This is a genomic window from Streptomyces sp. NPDC058371 (genome assembly GCF_042723265.1).
GTDB lineage: Bacteria > Actinomycetota > Actinomycetes > Streptomycetales > Streptomycetaceae > Streptomyces.
On record NZ_JBHXJC010000003.1, the window covers coordinates 477,270 to 495,801 of the forward strand.

Here is an 18,532-nt window from a genome sequence, read left to right on the forward strand (position 1 = left end):
GGACCACCTGCCAGCCACCATCGCAAGGGAGCACGCATGGCAACCCGTGCCGTCGCCCGTCGTAAGTCCGCCGCCGCCGGCGAGACCGACGCGGCGCGCAGTGTTCGCGCCGTAGGCGGCGAGATCGCCGATCGCGACCTGGTCGGCATGTATCTCGACGAGATCGCGCGTACGCCGCTGCTCGACGCCGCCAAGGAAGTCGAGCTGTCCCAGATCATCGAGGCGGGTGTGTTCGCGCAGCAGATCATCGACGGCGAAGTCGACGACGCCAAGGCGGACGCGACCCGCGAGGAGCTCGAGGCGCTGGTCGCCGAGAGCGAGCGGGCCAAGGACATCTTCATCCGTTCGAATCTCCGGCTGGTCGTCGCCGTGGCCCGCCGTTATCCGCGCAGCGGGCTGCCCCTGCTGGACCTCATCCAGGAGGGCAACGCGGGCCTGGTGCGCGCCGTCGAGAAGTTCGACTACCGCAAGGGCTTCAAGTTCTCCACGTACGCCACGTGGTGGATCCGTCAGGCCATCACCCGTTCCATCGCCGACCAGTCCCGCACCATCCGCCTCCCCGTCCACCTGGTCGAGGAGCTGGGCCGCATCCGCCGAGTGCAGCGCGAGTTCAACCGCGAGCACGGACGCGACCCGGAGCCGACGGAGATCGCCGCGGAGCTGGGCTCCAACCCGGCGCGCGTCATCGACGTCCTCGATTGGGCCCGCGACCCGGTCTCGCTGAACATGGCGGTCGACGACCAGGGCGAGACCCAGTTCGGCGACCTCCTGGAGGACACGTCCGCGGTGTCGCCCGAGGAGTCCGTCCTCACGCTGCTGCGCAGCGAGGAGCTGGACGACCTGATCGGCCGCCTGGACCAGCGCACGGCCTCCATCATCAAGATGCGCTACGGCATCGACGACGGCCGGGAGCGCACGCTCACGGAGGTCGGCAAGGAGCACGGGCTCACGCGCGAGCGCATCCGCCAGATCGAGAAGCACGCCCTGATGGAGCTGAAGAAGCTGGCTCGCGACACCGGTTTCGACGCGGCGGCGTGACGGCGAGCGCCGTCCCGGCGGACGCCGTATCGGAGATGGCCTGGTAAAGCCGCTTCAAAACACCGGGCTCGGGGCACAAGACTTCAGGGCCCGGACTTGAGGGTCCGGGCTCGAGGGTCCAGGCTTCGGAGCCCGGGTTCACGAATCCGGACCCAGGGCTCGGAAACGCGAGCCCGGCACAGACGGCGTGCGCCCCGCGCCCACAACCCCATAGCCGAGTTCCGACGCGCTCCCCCCCCTGCGTCGGGACTCTTCCCGGGCCGAGCTCCGGCGCCTCCCCCCCCTGGCGCCGGGGCTCGGCTCCATTTGCGGGGGCGCGTGGGCTGTTCGGGTGCGGGTCGGGTGCGCGTTTCGAGGGCGGGTCGCGTATGCCCTTCGGGGGTGGGTGGGTGCGCCTTGGGGCGTGGGTGCGTGCACCTTTGGGGCGTGGGTGCGTGCGCCCTTCGAGCGTGGGCGGCGTACGTCTGCGAGCGCGGGCTGCGTATGCGCTTCGAGCGCCGACTGCGTATGTCTTCGAGCGTGGGCTGCCTACGCCTTCGATCGCCGGCTGCGTACGCCTTTCGAATGCATGCGGGCACACCTGCCCGGGGCACCCCGGACCTGAACCCCGGGGTGACCCGGATGGCAGATTGTGCCACAGAGGCATAACCTGCCTGCCGTGACCGGTACCAACCGTGTCGGCGGCACTCCCGCCGAGCGCACCCCCCGCCCGGGCGAGGCGGATGCGGACTCCGCTTCTTCCGCCTCTTCTGCTTCGTCTGCTGCGCCCACTGGGCGCGCCTTGCGCTCCGGCGCGGCTTCGGCCGCTGCTGCCGAGCGCTCGTCCCGGGCCGGCGGTCAGGGGGAGCCCCGGAGTTCCGGGGGCCCCTCGCTGACCGAGCGGCGGAAAGCGGCGACCCGGATGGACATCGCCCGCGCCGCGGCGGGGCTCTTCATGACGCACGGGCTACGGGGCACCCGCGCCGAGGACATCGCCCGCGCCGCCGGGGTCGCCCCGCGAACCTTCTACCGGTACTTCGCCGCCAAGGAGGAGGCCCTCGGCCCGCTCTTCTCCGCGGGCGCGCAGAAGTGGGCGGAGGCGGTCCGTGACGCCCCCGCCGAACTGCCCGTCCCGGAGGCTCTCCAGCACGCCATCGCCGCCACTCTGACGCCCGGCATCGGGGTCCGGCCCGAATCCCTGGAGTGGGTCCGCAACCTGCTCCGGCTCGCCGAACGCAGCCCTGCCCTGCTCAGGGTCTGGGGCGAGGCCTGCCAGACCGCGGAACGGGAGCTGGCGGGGGTGCTGGCGGCGCGGGTCGCGGGTGTGGGTGTGGGTGCGGGTGCTTCGTATGCGGGTGGTGGCGGCGTTGGCGGTGCTGGTGCTTCATCTGTGGTTGGTGCGGGTGCGGGTGCGGGTGCGGGTGCTGGTGCTGGTGCCGGTGCCGGTGGCGACGGTGACGGTGACGTTGAGGCCGATGCCGGGACCAGCGCCGGGGCCGGGGCTGGGGCCGATGAGCTGCCCGTCTCCCCGGAGCTCCGGCTGAGCGCCGCGGTCGCCAGCGCGGCCGTGCGCGTGGCGGTCGAGGCGTGGGCCGCCGGGGACGACCCGCCCGACGGTCCCGCGAGCCCGGCCGCACTGGCGGCGCGCAATGTGGCGTCGCTGCGGGACTTTCCCTGGGGCGCCGTGTGAGTTGCCCACGCGAGGGCGGGAGTTCGGGGCGGGGGTTCTGGATTTCCGGGTGCTCCGGCGTTCCGGAACACCCGGCCCCTCAGCCCGCCGCTCGGGACAGGCGGCCCCCCAAGTCCCGTACGCAGCCGACCAGTTCCGGCGGCTCCCGAACGGTGAACTCGCAGTCGACCATCGCGAGCCGCACCGCCAGCCACTCCACGGAGTCGCCGGCGGAGGCGCGCAGCCGGCAGTTCTGGTCGTCGATCGGCTCGGGCGCGCCCAGCCACGCCGGCAGACGCGCCGCGACGAACAGCGCGGGCGCGGCGAAGGTGACATCGAACTCGTACGTCTCCTGCCGCCTGTACATCGACTGCCGCAGGAACTCGGCCGCACTCCCGGTCGGCAGCTCGCGCGGGGTGAAACGCGTCCCCGTCGCGAAGGGTTCGGTGACCCGGTCGACGCGGAACGTGCGCCAGTCCTCGCGGTCGAGGTCGTACGCGACGAGGTACCAGCGACGGCCGGTGGACACCAGCCGGTAGGGCTCGGTCAGCCGCCGGGACGCGGTGCCGTCCCCGGACCGGTACGCGAACCGCAGCCGCTCCCGCCCTGCAACGGTCGACGCCATCACGGTCAGCGTCTCGGGCGCGATGCTGGCGCCGTCCCCACTGGTGAGCGGGGTGGTGGCCGCCTGCAGCGTGGACACCCGGTGCCGCAGCCGCGACGGAAGCACCTGCTCCAGCTTCGCCAGGGCCCGTACGGAGGCCTCGTCCAGGCCCTCGACCGCGTGCCCGGCCCCGGCCCGCAGCCCGACGGCGATGGCCACGGCCTCCTCGTCGTCGAGCACGAGCGGCGGCATCGCCTTCCCCGCCACCAGCCGGTACCCGCCGTCCGACCCCTTGGTCGCCTGCACCGGATAACCCAGCTCCCGGAGCCGGTCGATGTCTCGGCGGACGGTACGACGGGACACCCCGAGCCGCTCGGAGAGCTCACCGCCGGGCCACTCGCGGGGCGTCTGGAGCAGTGAGAGGAGCTGGAGCAGCCGCGCCGGGGTGTCGGTGCTCATGAGACCTCCCCGGCGCCGTCCCCGTTCCGTGCACCGTCGTCCCGCCGGCAGCGGTTCCCTATGCCGTCGTGCCCGGGTGTGCCGTCGCCGAGGCACGCGCCGGCGCTCCGCGAGCCTTTGCCATTCCGTGTCGTCATGCCGTACAGATTGCCGTAGATCTAGGACACGATCTGACCTATTGGCCCCCTAGATTCTGAGCATGAACTCCACCGAGACCCCTCTCAGCAGTCCGGATGCCGGCGCTGGAGCCGTGAAGACCCCCGGGTCCGCCGAAGCGGCCACGGCCGACCGGCGGCGTTGGTTCGCACTCGCCATCGTGATGACCGCAGCTTTCATGGACCTGGTCGACGTGACGATCGTGAACATCGCGATCCCGTCGATCCAGCAGGACTCCGGTGCGTCGTTCAGCCAGATCCAGTGGATTACGGCGGGCTACGCACTCGCCTTCGCCGCCGGTCTCATCACCGGCGGACGGCTCGGCGACATCCACGGCCGCAAGCGGCTCTTCCTCATCGGCATAGGCGGATTCACGCTCGCGTCGGCGCTGTGCGGCTTCGCCGCGAACCCGGAGATGCTCGTCGCCTCGCGCATCCTCCAGGGCGGAATGGCCGCGCTGATGGTGCCGCAGGTGCTGTCGATCGTGCACGCGACCTTCCCGGCGCACGAGCGGGGCAAGGTGTTCGGACTCTTCGGCGCGATCGTGGGTCTCGGCGCGGTGTCCGGTCCGCTCCTGGGCGCCCTGCTCACCGAGTGGAACCTGTTCGGCCTGGAATGGCGCCCGATCTTCCTGATCAACCTGCCGGTGGGGGTGGCCGGACTGATCCTCGGACGGAAGTTCATCAGCGAGTCCAAGGCTCCGCGGGCCCTCAAGCTCGACCTCGTCGGCGTCACCCTCGTCACGCTCGGCCTGCTGATGCTGCTCTACCCGCTGACCCGCGGGCGTGAGCTGGGCTGGCCGCTGTGGGGATACGTCTCGATGGCCGGTGCCCTCGTCGTCTTCGCCGCGCTGGTGGCGTACGAGAAGCGGAAGGCGGCGCGGGACGGTTCGCCGCTGGTCGAACTGTCGCTGTTCAAGGTGAAGAGCTTCGCCGCGGGCATCGCCGTACAGACCGTCTTCGGCGTCGGTCTCGGCATCTTCTTCCTGGTCTGGACGCTGTACATGCAGGTCGGCCTGGGCTGGAGCCCGTTGCGCGCCGGTCTGACCGGCGTCCCGTTCTCCATCGCGGTCTCGGTGGCGGCGGGGATGTCCGTGCAGCAACTGGTCCCGCGCTTCGGGCGCAAGGTGCTCCAGGCGGGCGCCCTGGTGATGGCGGCCGGCGTGCTCCTCTACATCTGGGAGTCCGAGCGGTACGGCCTGGCCATCGCTTCCTGGCAGATGGCGCTTCCGCTGGTCGTGATGGGCGCGGGCATGGGCCTGATCGTGGCGCCGCTGACCGACGCGGTGCTGTCGGATGTGCCGCGCGAGCACTCCGGCTCGGCGTCCGGTCTCATCAACACGGTGCAGCAGATGGGCAACGCGCTCGGACTCGGCCTCGTGTCCGTAGTCTTCTTCGGCACGATCGGGGACCGGCTGACGCCGCTCCAGATGGGCCCCGCCTTCGTGAACGCCTTCCAGAACGCGCTGTTCTGGGTCGCCGGAGTCATGGCCGTCATCTTCCTGCTGATGTTCGCGCTGCCGAAGCGACCGGCACAGCATGTGGAGGGGGCGGAGGGCTCGCCTGCGGAGGGCGCGCTTGCCACGGGGGAGCGGGAGGCGGAGGCGGAGCCGGAGCTCGTCGGCTGAACCGCGGTGGGAGGGGCGGGCCCGGCACCTCAGGTGCTGGGGCCGCTCCTTTTTCGTTGCGGCTCCTTTTTCGTTGCCGTCCCTGCCCGGCCTGCCTCCAACACGTGCCAAAGTCCGTTCATGCCCGAGTGGAGCCTGAACCTGTTTACTTTCTGGGCATCAGAGCGTAGCCTCCCGACGTAAACCACAGGTTCGGGCATCAATCGGAGGCGAACGGACATGTACGCACCGGAGCGGCAGCAGGAGATCCTCCGGCTGGCCCGTGACGGCGGCCGGGTGGACGTGCTGTCGCTCGCCGAGGAGTTCCAGGTCACCGCGGAGACCATCCGCCGGGACCTGAAGGCCCTCGACCGCGCAGGGCTCGTACGCCGTGTGCACGGGGGTGCGATCCCGGCCGGGCGCCTCGACTTCGAACCCGACCTCGCCGAGCGCGAGTCCACCGCGGCCGACGAGAAGGACCGCATCGCCCACGCCGCCGTGGCCGAACTGCCCGCCGAGGGCACGCTGATCCTCGACGCGGGCAGTACGGTCGCCCGGCTGGCCGGTGCCCTCCCGCTGGAGGCGACGCTCACCGTCGTCACCCACAGCCTGCCCATCGCGGCCCGCCTCGCGGACCATCCCGGCATGCAGCTCCACCTCGTCGGGGGGCGCGTACGGCACCGGACGCGCGCCGCCGTCGACGCCTGGGCGCTCCGCGCGTACGGCGAGATCCGCGCCGACGTCCTGTTCATCGCGGCCAACGGCTTCTCCGTCGAGCACGGGCTGACCACCCCCGACCTCGCCGAGGCCGCCGTCAAACGCGCGGCCGTCCGCGCCGCGCGCCGGGTGGTGCTGCTCGCCGACTCCTCCAAGCACGGCCAGGAGCACTTCGCCCGCTTCGGCGACCTGAGCGATGTGGACCTGCTGATCACCGACAGCGGGCTGAACCCCGAGGACGCCACGGCCATCGAGCGCGGCGGCACGCAAGTGCTGTGTGTCTGAGAGGCGGCGCGGATGCGTGGATGTGCTGAGTGTCTGAGCAGCGGCATGGCTGTACGTAGTGCCGTGTGTCTGAGCAGCGGCGTGGATGTACGGCGGGTCGTGTGTCTGGGCAGCGGCGTGGATGTACGGCGTGCTGTGTGCCCGGGCAGCGGCGTGGGCGTACGGATGTGCCGCGTGTCTGACAAGCGGCATGGGCATACGGACGTGCCGTGTGCCGAGAAGCGGCACGGAAGTGCTGTGAGTTCTGGAAACGAGTGCGCATGATCCTCACCGTCACCCCCAACCCCTCCCTGGACCGTACCTACGAAGTCCCGTCGCTCGACCGCGGCGAGGTGATCAGGGCCACCGGCGAACGCATGGACCCGGGTGGCAAGGGCGTCAACGTCTCGAGGGCGGTTGCCGCCGCCGGACAGCGCACGGTCGCCGTCCTGCCCCTCGGTGGTGCGCCCGGCGCACTCGTCGCCGACCTGCTCGACGCGCAGGGCATCGAGGTCGCGCCGGTCCCGATCACCGGGGCGACCCGCTCCAACATCTCGGTCGCCGAACCCGACGGCACACTGACGAAGATCAACGCACCGGGCCCCGAACTCTCCGGCGCGGAGGCCGAACAGCTCCTGGAGACCGTCCGCCGGCAGTACCGCTCCGGCGAGGCCCACTGGATCACCTGCTGCGGCAGCCTCCCGCGCGGGCTCGCGCCGTCCTGGTACGCCGAGCTGGTGGCGCGGGCGCACGCGGCGGGCGCCCGGATCGCGCTGGACACTTCGGGACCCGCGCTGCTTGCGGCGCTGCGCGAGCGTCCCGACGTGGTGAAGCCGAACGCCGAGGAGCTCGCGGAAGCCGTCGCGCGCCCCCTCACCACCGTGGGCGACGCGGTCAAGGCGGCCGAGGAGTTGCGCGCGCTGGGCGCGTGCGCCGTGCTCGCGAGCCTGGGGGCGGACGGGCAGTTGCTCGTGGACGGCGCGGGCGCCTGGTTCGGCAGCGCGCGCGTGGACGTCGTACGCAGCAATGTGGGCGCCGGTGACTCCTCACTCGCCGGTTTCCTGATCGCCGGCGGCCGCGGCCCCGAGGCCCTCGCCTCCGCCGTTGCGCACGGCGCCGCCGCCGTACAACTGCCCGGCAGCGTGATGCCGGGGCCGGCCGACCTCGACCCCTCCGCCGTCGTCGTGACCACGGAGATCCCGGTGGACCGCGTACTGACGGAGCCGGTGTCATGACGGCGCGCGGTCTTCGTGGGTTCGCGCGCCGGGGTGGGCGGAGTTTTCGCTGCTGCGGCTTCGAGGGGCGCGGCCGGGGGCGGGGGCAGGGGCGAGGCGATCTTCCTGGTCCTGTCGCTGACGGAGGGCGAGGTCTCTCCGGTTCCGTCTTCGAGGGGCGACGCGATCTTTGCGGTCCCGTTGCCGACGGCGGGCGAGGGCTTCCCGGTTCCGTCTTCGAGGGGCGGGGTCTTCCCGGCCCGGTTTCCGAGGGGCGAGGCGATCTTCCCGGTCCCGTCGCTGACGGAGGGCGAGGTCTCTCCGGTTCCGTCTTCGAGGGGCGACGCGATCTTTGCGGTCCTGTCGCCGACGGCGGGCGAGGGCTTCCCGGTTCCGTCTTCGAGAGGAGGCGAGGGCTTCCCAGCCTCGCCTCGGTCATCCCCGTGTACCCCGCGTTCTGCGAGCGCGGCACCCCCGTCCCCACCCCCGCCCGTATCTCCCCCCGGGCGACACGCGTGCGAAGGAGCCCGCGATGAGCGAGATGATCACCGCGGACCTGGTCGACCTCGACCTGTCCGCCGATACCAAAGAGGCCGCGGCACGCGCCCTCGCCGAGCGCATGATGGCCCTGGGCCGGGTCACCGACCTCGACGGCTTCCTGGCCGATGTGGCCGCCCGTGAGGCCCAGATGCCGACCGGCCTCGACGGCGGCATCGGCATCCCGCACTGCCGTAGCGAACATGTCACCGAGCCGACGCTCGCCTTCGGACGCAGCGCTGCCGGGATCGACTTCGGCGCGCCGGACGGGCCCGCCGACCTGATCTTCCTGATCGCCGCTCCGGCGGGCGCGGATGACGCGCACCTCACGATCCTGTCGTCGCTCGCCCGCCAGCTGATGAACGCCGAGTTCACGTCCGCGCTGCGGGCCGTGGACGACGCGGCGGCCGCGGCTGCGCTCATCCGCGGGGACGAGCCTCCGGCGGCGGCTGCGACCGAGACCGCGGCGGCAGGCGAGACCGCGGCGGCGACCGCCTCCGGTGACTCCGTGGCGGTGTCGACGGCGGCCTCCGCCGACAGCGGCACGGACGGCGCGGCCCCGGCGCCGGGTGCGAACGTCGAGGACGGACCCGCCCCGGCGCCGGGCGCCACCGCGGATGGCGAACCCTTCCGTATCGTCGCCGTCACCTCCTGCCCCACCGGCATCGCGCACACCTACATGGCGGCCGAGTCGCTGGAGAACGCGGGCCGCGCGGCCGATGACGTCGAGGTCGTGGTCGAGACACAGGGCTCGGCCGGCTTCACCCGGCTCGACCCGGCGGTCATCGCGGCGGCGGACGGCGTGATCTTCGCGCACGACGTCCCCGTACGAGAAAAGGACCGCTTCGCCGGAAAGCCGACCGTCGACGTCGGCGTGAAGGCCGGCATCAATCGGCCGGCCGAGCTGATCTCCGAGGTCCGCGGCAAGGCGGAGCGCGGCGAGGTCACCGCGGGCGCCGTACCCGGCACGCCGGTCGAGCGCATCGGCGCGTCCGGCGAGGGCTACGGCACCAAGCTCCGCAAGTGGCTGATGAGCGGCGTGAGTTACATGGTCCCGTTCGTCGCCGCGGGCGGTCTGCTGATCGCTCTCGGCTTCGCGATCGGCGGCTACAAGGTCAACAAGGCGCCTTCCGTCATGGACCACTTCATGTGGATGCAGGCGGACAGCTGGGGCGCGCTGTTCTTCCAGATCGGCGGCGTGGCGTTCGGCTTCCTCGTCCCGGTGCTGGCCGGCTACATCGCATACGGCATGGCGGACCGGCCGGGTCTGGTCCCCGGTTTCGTCGGCGGCGCGATCTCCCTCACCATCAACGCGGGCTTCCTCGGCGGTCTGGCCGCCGGTCTCATCGCCGGTGGTGTGGTGCTCGGGATCCAGAAGGTAAAGATCCCGGCGGCGTTGCGCGGGATCATGCCGGTGGTGGTGATCCCGCTGATCTCCGCGGCGATCGTCGGGTTCCTGATGTTCGTGGTGATCGGCAAACCCATCGCCTCGGCGCAGAAGGGCATGACCGACTGGCTCAACGGCCTCACCGGCACCAACGCCGTCCTGCTCGGCGCCCTCCTCGGCCTGATGATGTGCTTCGACCTCGGCGGCCCGGTCAACAAGGTCGCGTACACCTTCGCCACCGCCGGAATCGCCGTCGCCAGTCCCAGCGACTCCGCGATGAAGATCATGGCCGCGGTGATGGCGGCCGGCATGGTCCCGCCGCTCGCGATGGCCCTGGCGACGACCGTGCGCGGCAAGCTCTTCACGCCGACCGAGCGCGAGAACGGCAAGGCCGCCTGGGTACTCGGCGCCTCCTTCATCTCGGAGGGTGCGATCCCGTTCGCCGCGGCGGATCCGCTGCGCGTCATCCCCTCGTCCATGGTGGGCGGCGCGGTCACCGGCGCACTGTCGATGACCTTCGGCGCCACGCTGCGCGCCCCGCACGGCGGCATCTTCGTCGTACCGCTGATCGGCAACCCGTTCCTCTACCTCATCGCCATCGCCGCCGGCGTCTGTGTCACCACCGCCCTGGTCGTCGTCCTGAAGGGCCTGCGCAAGACCCCCGACGGCGGCGCGACCACGGAGGCGTCGGGCGCCCCGGCACCGGCCACCGCCGATACCAAGGAGCCGGTCGCCGCCTGAGCGGCCCGAATCCGCCCGAATCGGTCCGCCAGTTGACCCCTTTAGGGCGACTGTGAGTCGTTCACCGCATCTGCGAGATGCGTCACGGTCCGGGACCAAAGTCCCGGACCGTGGTGTCTACTGGAGCGCATGCCTGAGCATGTGTCGATCCTCCAGCTGATAGGCGTGGGCGTCCTCGCCCTGGCGACCGTGATCTGGGTCGTCGGCCTGGTACGCCTGCTGCGCCGCAGCCGCTTCGAGGCCGCGGTGTGGCGCCACGGCGACACGCTCATGGCCATCCCTCCCCAGCGCCAGTCCGGGCCCGGCGCGGAGTCGGTCGAACTGACCCCGGAGGAGCACGCCGCTTTTGCGGGCCTGGTACGGCAGTTCAGCGACAGCCCGCGTTTTTAGCGGGTGCGGGTGCGGGTGCGGGTGCGGGTGCGGCTGCTGGCGCGGGGCGCTGTCGCGTTGTGCGCTTGGAGCTGAGGTGCGGGGCGTTGGGCGTGCCGGCGTGAGGCGGTGTGCTGGCGTGAGGTGGTGTGCCGGCGTGAGGTGGTGCGAGTTCGCGCGCTGCGCGCTGTACGCGCCGGTGTGAAGTAGGCCGGAGCTTCGATCTGAGCCGGCGCGCGCCCGCGTTGATGCGCCCGCGCGAACTGGATCGAGTCGCCCCTCCCGTGAGCGGACGCGCCCGGCGCGAGCGGAACCGCCCGCGCCTCCCGGAGGTGCAATGCGCCGACGCCAACCGAGTTGGGCTCCGGCGCCAACCGAGGGGGCGTCGCACCGGCGCTAGCCGTGACACACCCGGCGTCATCCGAGGCGCGAACCCGGCGCGAACCCGTCACGTCGCGCCGGCGCCAACCCCGTCACGTCGCGCCGGCGCCGACTGAGATGCACCCGGCGCCATCCGAAAGGCGCACTCCCGGCTAGCCGAGGCGCGTAGCCCGGCGCTCCATCGCGTCGCGGGCCGCTTCCTCCGTCGCGTACACCTCGCACATGTGCCGTCGATCCGGCGTCGCCGTGTGTTCGACCTCCCACAGGGAGATCTCCCGCCCGTCGCGCAGCAGGAACGCGTGCTCGTAGAGCGAGAAGCACAGCCGCGCCGCCTGGCCCGCCCGGCCGGGACGACCGAAGGCCTGCGTGATCTGGTGCGCGAAGGCCTCGCGCAGCAGCAGGTTGGTGAGGTCGGTGTCGGGGCCGTCCACGTTCTCCGCGCGGCGCAGCAGCCGGCGCGCGTGGTCGGCCGAGTCGTCGGGCGCGTAACTGTGCCGTGGCTCGGGAATCGGCGACAGCTGCACCAGCACCGGCAGCTCGAAGTCCGGCGTGTCCGCCGGCAGCGGCAGCCGGGCGGTCGCGGCGCGCAGCTCCTCCTCGTCCGCGTACACCTCGTGCTGGGCGTCGCTCCCGGGCGCGGTGTTGTGGACGAGCTCCCACAGCGTGACCGCCGAGCCATCGGCGAGCAGCCACGTGTGCCGGTAGGTCTCGCGATGCAGCCCCGCGCTGTGGTGCGCGGAGTGCAGAGAACTGTCGTGCGCCAGCGCGCAGTCGAGCGGCCGTATCGTCTCGTCCGGCAACTCGAAGGAGTTCAGGGCGCGGCCGAGGAGTCGCGCGAGATGCTCCTCCGGAGACTCGGGCGACTCGGGTGGCTCGTACGCTGCTGTCTCGTACGGAACGCTCAAGGCTTCTCCCGGCGTTGCTGCATGTCACCTTGTGGGTGCATACCGTAGCCCCTCGGTCGGACATCATGTCCGCGAACCGAGAAAACGTGCGGAGAGAAAACGGGCGGGCCGCGCGGGAGGTTCCCGCACGGCCCGCCGAGCCCTCAAAGCGCCCTCGTCAGACGGCACTTCCCGCGGTCCACGCGCTCCACGCCATGTTCCAGCCGTTGAGCCCGTTGTCCGGCGAAACCGTCTTGTCGGGGGAGTTCTTGACCGTCACGACGTCTCCCACGAGAGAGTTGTCGAAGAACCACTTGGCGATCGTGTCGCCCTGCGCTCCCTGGGTGTCGGCCAGTCCCACGCAGCCGTGGCTCGTGCCCTGCTGCCCGAAGGGCGGATTGCCGCGGCTGTACCAGTAGTTGCCGTGAATGAAGGTTCCCGACGCCGTCAGCCGCATCGCGTGCGGCACGTCCGGGATGTCGTACTCGCCGCCGTAGCCGACCGTCGATCCGTTCATGCGCGTCTGCGTGAACTTCTCGGAGATCACCATCTGGCCGTTGTACGTGGTGTGCTGCGGGCTGCCCGCGGAGATCGGGATGGACTTGACGGTCTTCCCGTCGCGCACCACCTTCATCGTCTGCGTGCTGACGTCGACCGTGGAGACCTGTGAGCGGCCGACGGTGAAGGTGACGGTCTTGTCCTGCACGCCGTAGGCGCCGTTCGCGCCCTCCACCCCGTCCAGGTTGATCTTCATCGTGACCTTGGAGCCGGCCTTCCAGTACTGCTCGGGCCGGAAGTCGAGCCGCTGCGCGCCGAACCAGTGCCCCACGACCTGCTGGCCCGTACTGGAGGTCACCTTGATGTGCGACTGCACGGCCTTCTTGTTGCTGATCACCTTGTCGAAGTTGAAGGAGACCGGCATCCCGACACCGACCGTGGTGCCCCCGTCGGGCGTGTACGTCCCGATGAAGCTGTTGTTCGTCGAGACCGTGGTGAAGATGGAGTTGGCCGCGGCCGTGCGCCCGTTCGCGTCCTTGGCGGTCGCGGAGATCTGGTACTTCGTACCGCGCTCCAGCTGCTCCTTGGGCTTCCAGGTGCTGCCGCTCGCGGAAATCGATCCCGGTACGGCGGTCCCGGCCCCCGCCACCGTCATCTTCACGTCGGTCAGCTTGCCGTCGCTGACCTTCACCCCGGTGGAGTTGATGGACGCGCTGGTCGAACCGTCCTTGGCCGAGATGGCGATCTTCGCCGTGGACGTCTTCGACGAGCTCTCGCCGCCCTTGCCGTTGTCGGCGCTGGCGTCGCCGCCGCAGGCGGTGAGGGTGAGGGCGCCGACTATCAGGGCGGCACAGGCCCCCAGTGCGCGCCGCATAGATATGTCCGGCGTTGTCACGGGCTGCTCCAGGTTTTTGTGATGTGGGTGATCCGCTCCAGTGCGTGGAGAAAGAGCGCGCCGGGGCGCGAAGGGTTCCCTGCAGCCGCGGCGAACGCCATCACGTGACAGAACCGGGACAATCACCCACCCACCAACTGCCGTACGCCGCCGCCCTCCCCGACGACCGCACGATCCGCCCCCTGTCTACCGGATGGCATCCCTCGTGGGTTGACCCCAACGGCTCTGCCTACCGCCGCCCGTACAGCTCCGAGTAGGCGGGCCACGCCCCGCCCGGCCCGTCCACCGACTCGGCCGCCCGTACCGCCCGTACGATCGCCCGCGTCACGGCATCGGCGCCCGCGGCGAGGATCTCGTTGAGCGCGAGGGGGTTCCCGGGGGCGAGCGGCCGGTCGCCCGTGGCGAGCGCGAACACCGTGTCGCCGTCATTGAGCAGGTGCACCGGACGTACGGCGCGCGCGATGCCGTCGTGCGCTGTTCCCGCGAGCTTCTGCGCCTGCGCGCGGGTGAGATCGGCGTCGGTGGCGACGACGGCGAGTGTGGTGTGCAGCGGGGGAGGGGCGTTCTTCGCGGCGAGTTCGGCCAAGTGCTGCTGGGCTGCCTCGTGTGCCTCGGCCGACGGGTACGTCGTACGACCGAGCAGCAACTCCCCGTACAGCGCCCCTGTCTCCGGCTCGACGACCGAACCCGCCGCGTTGGCCACCACCAGCGCGGCAACGGTGACGCCGGAGTCGAGTACGGCGCTCGCGGTGCCGACTCCGCCCTTGATCTGTTCGACCACCGCGCCCGTGCCGGCGCCCACACATCCCTCGGGCACCGGAGCGCCCGGCCTGCTCGCGTCAGCCGCCTCGACCGCGGTCCGGCCGGTGGCCGCGTCGGGGCGCGCGCGGAAGTCGCCACCGCGCCCCAGGTCGAAGACACAGGCAGCGGGTACGACGGGCACCACGTGCGCCGGGTCGGCTCCCACGCGGACCCCACGCCGCCGCTCCTCCAGCCAGGCCATCACTCCCGACGCCGAGTCCAGCCCGTAGGCGCTGCCGCCGGTCAGGACGATCGCCTCGACCTTCTGCACCAGGGCGCGTGGATCCAGCGCATCCGTCTCCTTGGTGCCGGGTCCGCCCCCGCGCACGTCGACGGCCGCGGTCGCACCACCCGGCGAGGCGAGCACGACAGTGGTGCCGGTGAGCCATCCGTCGCCGATACATGTCGCGTGTCCCACCCGCAGGCCGGCGACATCGGTCAGAGCGTCAACAGTCATGGGCCCAGTTTTCCCACGCCGGACGGATCCCGCGCCGGAAAGCTCCCAGCCACGCGGGTCTCGCGCCAGACAGGACCAGCGCCGGATCATTCCGGCGCCGGACAGCTCCCGCCACGCGGGGGCCCCGCGTCACTGGGCCCGCGTCTTCTCCCGCCGGACCATCCGCGACGTCAGGGTCACCCCGAGGGCCACCGCCAGTGCTGACACGATGCCCGCCGTCAGGACCGCCCAGTCACCCAGGAACGTGCACAGGATGACCAGCAGGGCCGCTGTCGGCAGGACGAGCTGCTGACTGATGCCCACCTTGAAGTGGCGCGAGTGCAGCACCCACACGGTCAGGAAGTACAGGGCTGTCGGCAGCGTCACCGCCGCGGACGCGGCGAGCGTTGAGAGATGCGCCTTCCCGACCGCCTGTTCCACGGCGACTTCGAGTCCCGCACCGATCGCGGCTGCCGAAGCGAAGATCAGGTAGTGGCCGTAACCCCACAGGAACGCCTGCCCGTTGGACCGCAGATGCCCGTGGATCGGCACCACGAAGTAGATCCACCAGGCGGCGAACACGATCAGCAACCCGCCCGCGGCGATCGGCAGCAGCTCGCCCAGCGCGTCGTTCTCGTCCACGCCCGACTTCACGGCGACTGTGGCCGCGGCGATCGTCTCGCCCAGCACGATGATCGTGAACAGGCCGTACCGCTCGGAGATGTGATGCGGATGCCAGGGCGTGGTCGTGTCCTTCTCCGCATACAGGGGGACGCACAGTTCGGCGATCGCCATCACCAGGAACACCCACGGCCGCCCGTGCTCGGGCAGAACCAGCAGACCCAGCCAGCCGATCTGGCACAACAGCACACCGCCGGCGTACCGCAGTGCCGTCGTTCTCTCGGGGCCCTCGGCGGACCGCGCGGCGCGCAGCCACTGGGCGATCATCGCGAACCGCATGATCGCGTAGCCGAGCCAGACGACCACGAAGTCGTGGTCGTCGAACGCCCGCGAGACTCCGGCCGCGAGCACGAGCACGCCGGCGATCTGCACCAGCGTCACGACGCGGTAGAGGGCGTCGTCGTTGTCGTACGCCGAGGCGAACCAGGTGAAGTTCATCCAGGCCCACCAGATCGCGAAGAAGATCATCGCGTAGTTCAGGATGCCCTCGCCCGAGTGCCCTTCGGTGATCGCGTGCACCAGCTGAATGCCGGCCTGGGCGATGGCCACGACGAAACACAGGTCGAAGAAGAGCTCCAGCGGCGACGCGACCCGGTGTGCCTCGCCACGGCCGCGAGCGGTCATGGGGCGCAGCGGCCCACGGTCGGCCGGCCGCGGCTCCGGCGCGGATTCGGAAGCGGAAGCGGAACTGGTCGTCATGGAGCCAAGCACAGCAGAAAAGCTCCGGAAATTCTTGTGAATACGTTCACAAGCGGACTTGGGTCCAAAGTCCCGAAGAAAAGTCCAGGTCAGATGAGATAAGGAGCGCCGCGCCCGCCGGGACGAAGGACCTCCGGTCTCCGATCGGGGACCAATGCGGCCGCTCGTGACCTCCTCGCGGGCGTGCAATGGAGGCGTAGCGACCGAGCGAAGCGGAAGGTGCGCGCGATGACTGCCACTCCTGCGGAAAAGACGGCCGGAGCCACGGCGGACCCGACGGTCCACGGGGCGGCCTGGGACGGTTTCAAGGGCGGGCTGTGGCGGGACGCCATCGACGTCCGCGACTTCATCCAGCGCAACTACACCCCCTACGAGGGCGACGGTACGTTCCTCGCCGCCCCCACCGAGCGCACCGCCAAGGTCTGGAACAAGCTCCTCGCCATGTTCCCGGCCGAGATCGAGCGCGGCATTCACGACGTCGACGTGTCCACCCCGTCCCGCATCGACGCCTTCGCGCCCGGCTACATCGACCCGAACCTCGACGTCATCGTCGGCCTCCAGACCGACGCCCCGCTCAAGCGCGCCATCATGCCCAACGGAGGCTGGCGCATGGTCGAGACCGCCCTGAACTCCTATGGGTACGAGGCCGACCCCGGCGTCCGCGACATCTACACCCACCTCCGCAAGACCCACAACGACGGTGTCTTCGACGCCTACACCCCGGAAATCCGCGCCTGCCGGTCCTCCGGCATCATCACCGGCCTGCCCGACGCCTACGGCCGTGGCCGCATCATCGGTGACTACCGCCGGGTCGCCCTCTACGGCGTCGACCGCCTCATCGAGGCCAAACGGGCCGACAAGGCCGAGCTCGACGCCGAGTGGCCCAGCGCGCAGGTCATCCAGGAACGCGAGGAAGTCTGTGAGCAGATCCGGGCCCTCGCCGAACTCAAGTCCATGGCCCGCTCCTACGGCCACGACATCTCCGGGCCCGCCACCACCGGCCGCGAGGCGGTCCAGTGGCTGTACTTCGCCTACCTCGCCGCCGTGAAGGAGCAGAACGGCGCGGCCATGTCCCTCGGCCGCGTCGACGCCTTCCTCGACATCTACCTCCAGCGGGACATCGAGGCGGGCCGGCTCACCGAGTCCGCCGCGCAGGAGCTCATCGACGACTTCGTCATCAAGCTCCGCATCGTCCGCTTCCTGCGCACCCCCGAGTACAACGAGCTCTACTCCGGCGACCCCACCTGGGTCACCTGGTCCATGGCCGGCATCGGCGAGGACGGGCGCGCGCTGGTCACCCGCACCACCTTCCGCGCCCTGCGCACCCTCTACAACCTCGGCCCCGCCCCCGAGCCCAACCTCACCGTCTTCTGGTCCCAGCGGCTGCCCGAGGCCTTCAAGGCGTACGCCGCCCAGGTCGCCATCGACACCAGCGCCCTCCAGTTCGAGTCCGACGACCTGATGCGCCCCAAGTACGGGGACGACACTGCCGTCGCCTGTTGTGTCTCCGCGATGGCCGTCGGCAGGCAGATGCAGTTCTTCGGCGCCCGGGTGAACGTCGCCAAGGCCCTCCTGTACGCCATCAACGGCGGGCGCGACGAGAAGTCCGGCAAGACCGTCGTCGACGGCTTCGAGCCCTTCACCGGCGAATACCTCGACTACGACGACGTCCTCGCCCGGTACGACGCCATGCTCGGCTGGCTCGCCAAGACGTACGTCCACGCGCTCAACGTCATCCACTACATGCACGACAAGTACGCGTACGAGCGCATCGAAATGGCCCTCCACGACCGGGAGATCCTGCGCACCATGGCGTGCGGCATCGCGGGTCTGTCGGTCGCCGCGGACTCCCTCTCCGCCGTCAAGCACGCGCGCGTGAGGGTGATCCGGGACGAGACGGGCCTCGCCGTCGACTACGAGACCGAGGGCACCTACCCGGCCTACGGCAACAACGACGACCGCGCCGACTCCCTCGCCCAGTGGATCGTCCACCACTTCATGGAGAAGGTCCGCCGGCACCCCACCTACCGCGACGCCGTGCACACCCAGTCGGTGCTGACCATCACCTCGAACGTCGTCTACGGCAAGAAGACCGGCAACACCCCCGACGGCCGCCGCTCCGGCGCCCCCTTCGCCCCCGGTGCCAACCCCATGAACGGCCGTGACGAGCACGGCTACATCGCCTCGGCCCTCTCCGTCGCCAAGCTTCCGTACGACGACGCGGAGGACGGCATCTCGCTGACCAACACCATCACTCCGGACGCGCTCGGCCGCACCGCCGAGGAGCGGATCGCCAACCTCGCCGGCGTCCTCGACGGCTTCATGGCCAGTGACGGCTTCCACATGAACGTCAACGTCCTCGACAAGGCGACCCTCCAGGATGCCATGGAACAGCCGCAGAACTACCCGCAGTTGACCATTCGGGTCTCGGGCTACGCGGTCAACTTCGTCCGCCTCACGCGTGAGCAACAGCTCGACGTCATCAACCGCACCTTCCACGGCGCCCTCTGAGAGGTC

13 protein-coding genes are annotated in these 18,532 nt (G+C 70.7%); 8 read left to right on the forward strand and 5 right to left on the reverse strand.

Translation table 11 applies throughout. The features are described 5' to 3' along the window. The first annotated feature begins 36 nt into the window (after positions 1–36). Positions 37–1,038 carry an RNA polymerase sigma factor RpoD/SigA gene (locus ACFWM2_RS13650; RefSeq protein ID WP_383277707.1) on the forward strand — a complete coding sequence of 334 codons (1,002 nt, stop codon included), beginning with the start codon at positions 37–39 and terminating at the stop codon, positions 1,036–1,038. A gap of 901 nt (positions 1,039–1,939) precedes the next feature. Next, positions 1,940–2,707, forward strand: a complete 768-nt coding sequence (locus tag ACFWM2_RS13655; protein ID WP_383277710.1) for a TetR family transcriptional regulator — start codon at positions 1,940–1,942, stop codon at positions 2,705–2,707. Positions 2,708–2,786: 79 nt separating this feature from the next. Here the strand turns inward: ACFWM2_RS13655 and ACFWM2_RS13660 are convergent, their stop codons facing one another. Beyond that, a complete protein-coding gene (locus ACFWM2_RS13660; RefSeq protein WP_383277713.1) occupies positions 2,787–3,749 on the reverse strand; it encodes a helix-turn-helix transcriptional regulator in 963 nt (320 codons plus the stop codon). A 199-nt stretch (positions 3,750–3,948) separates the two neighbouring features. On the opposite strand from ACFWM2_RS13660, the gene ACFWM2_RS13665 reads away from it, so the two are divergent. From ACFWM2_RS13665 to ACFWM2_RS13685, 5 genes are all read left to right on the forward strand, one after another. Next, positions 3,949–5,532: an MFS transporter gene (locus tag ACFWM2_RS13665; protein WP_383277716.1), complete on the forward strand. Its 1,584-nt coding sequence runs from the start codon at positions 3,949–3,951 to the stop codon at positions 5,530–5,532. Positions 5,533–5,751: 219 nt separating this feature from the next. Further along, on the forward strand, positions 5,752–6,513 hold the full coding sequence (locus tag ACFWM2_RS13670; protein WP_383277719.1) for a DeoR/GlpR family DNA-binding transcription regulator: 762 nt from the start codon (positions 5,752–5,754) through the stop codon (positions 6,511–6,513). Positions 6,514–6,773: 260 nt separating this feature from the next. Beyond that, complete coding sequence (gene pfkB / locus ACFWM2_RS13675) at positions 6,774–7,727, forward strand: 1-phosphofructokinase (protein WP_383277722.1); 954 nt, start codon at positions 6,774–6,776, stop codon at positions 7,725–7,727. Between the two features lie 511 nt (positions 7,728–8,238). Next, the gene (locus ACFWM2_RS13680) at positions 8,239–10,371 is read left to right on the forward strand and encodes a fructose-specific PTS transporter subunit EIIC (RefSeq protein ID WP_383277725.1); all 2,133 of its coding nucleotides are present in this window, start codon (positions 8,239–8,241) and stop codon (positions 10,369–10,371) included. A gap of 129 nt (positions 10,372–10,500) precedes the next feature. After that, positions 10,501–10,761 (forward strand): hypothetical protein, encoded by a 261-nt coding sequence (locus ACFWM2_RS13685; protein ID WP_383277728.1) that lies wholly within the window; start codon positions 10,501–10,503, stop codon positions 10,759–10,761. A 512-nt stretch (positions 10,762–11,273) separates the two neighbouring features. Here the strand turns inward: ACFWM2_RS13685 and ACFWM2_RS13690 are convergent. The 4 genes from ACFWM2_RS13690 to ACFWM2_RS13705 form a co-directional block, all read right to left on the reverse strand. Continuing rightward, complete coding sequence (locus tag ACFWM2_RS13690; RefSeq protein WP_383277731.1) at positions 11,274–12,026, reverse strand: DUF6227 family protein; 753 nt, start codon at positions 12,024–12,026, stop codon at positions 11,274–11,276. A 157-nt stretch (positions 12,027–12,183) separates the two neighbouring features. Further along, complete coding sequence (locus ACFWM2_RS13695) at positions 12,184–13,398, reverse strand: Ig-like domain-containing protein (RefSeq protein WP_383277734.1); 1,215 nt, start codon at positions 13,396–13,398, stop codon at positions 12,184–12,186. Between the two features lie 229 nt (positions 13,399–13,627). Continuing rightward, complete coding sequence (locus ACFWM2_RS13700) at positions 13,628–14,656, reverse strand: P1 family peptidase (RefSeq protein WP_383277737.1); 1,029 nt, start codon at positions 14,654–14,656, stop codon at positions 13,628–13,630. A gap of 129 nt (positions 14,657–14,785) precedes the next feature. Then, positions 14,786–16,015 (reverse strand): low temperature requirement protein A, encoded by a 1,230-nt coding sequence (locus tag ACFWM2_RS13705; RefSeq protein WP_383277740.1) that lies wholly within the window; start codon positions 16,013–16,015, stop codon positions 14,786–14,788. A gap of 228 nt (positions 16,016–16,243) precedes the next feature. On the opposite strand from ACFWM2_RS13705, the gene pflB reads away from it, so the two are divergent. Then, the gene (pflB, locus tag ACFWM2_RS13710; protein ID WP_383277743.1) at positions 16,244–18,526 is read left to right on the forward strand and encodes a formate C-acetyltransferase; all 2,283 of its coding nucleotides are present in this window, start codon (positions 16,244–16,246) and stop codon (positions 18,524–18,526) included. The last annotated feature ends 6 nt before the right edge of the window (positions 18,527–18,532 follow it).

Coding starts and splice junctions, on each gene's coding strand:
- ACFWM2_RS13650 (WP_383277707.1), top strand. CDS start 37: ATGGCAACCCGTGCCGTCGCCCGTCGTAAGTCCGCCGCCGCCGGCGAG.
- ACFWM2_RS13655 (WP_383277710.1), top strand. CDS start 1,940: ATGGACATCGCCCGCGCCGCGGCGGGGCTCTTCATGACGCACGGGCTA.
- ACFWM2_RS13660 (WP_383277713.1), bottom strand. CDS start 3,749: ATGAGCACCGACACCCCGGCGCGGCTGCTCCAGCTCCTCTCACTGCTC.
- ACFWM2_RS13665 (WP_383277716.1), top strand. CDS start 3,949: ATGAACTCCACCGAGACCCCTCTCAGCAGTCCGGATGCCGGCGCTGGA.
- ACFWM2_RS13670 (WP_383277719.1), top strand. CDS start 5,752: ATGTACGCACCGGAGCGGCAGCAGGAGATCCTCCGGCTGGCCCGTGAC.
- pfkB (WP_383277722.1), top strand. CDS start 6,774: ATGATCCTCACCGTCACCCCCAACCCCTCCCTGGACCGTACCTACGAA.
- ACFWM2_RS13680 (WP_383277725.1), top strand. CDS start 8,239: ATGAGCGAGATGATCACCGCGGACCTGGTCGACCTCGACCTGTCCGCC.
- ACFWM2_RS13685 (WP_383277728.1), top strand. CDS start 10,501: ATGCCTGAGCATGTGTCGATCCTCCAGCTGATAGGCGTGGGCGTCCTC.
- ACFWM2_RS13700 (WP_383277737.1), bottom strand. CDS start 14,656: ATGACTGTTGACGCTCTGACCGATGTCGCCGGCCTGCGGGTGGGACAC.
- ACFWM2_RS13705 (WP_383277740.1), bottom strand. CDS start 16,015: ATGACGACCAGTTCCGCTTCCGCTTCCGAATCCGCGCCGGAGCCGCGG.
- pflB (WP_383277743.1), top strand. CDS start 16,244: ATGACTGCCACTCCTGCGGAAAAGACGGCCGGAGCCACGGCGGACCCG.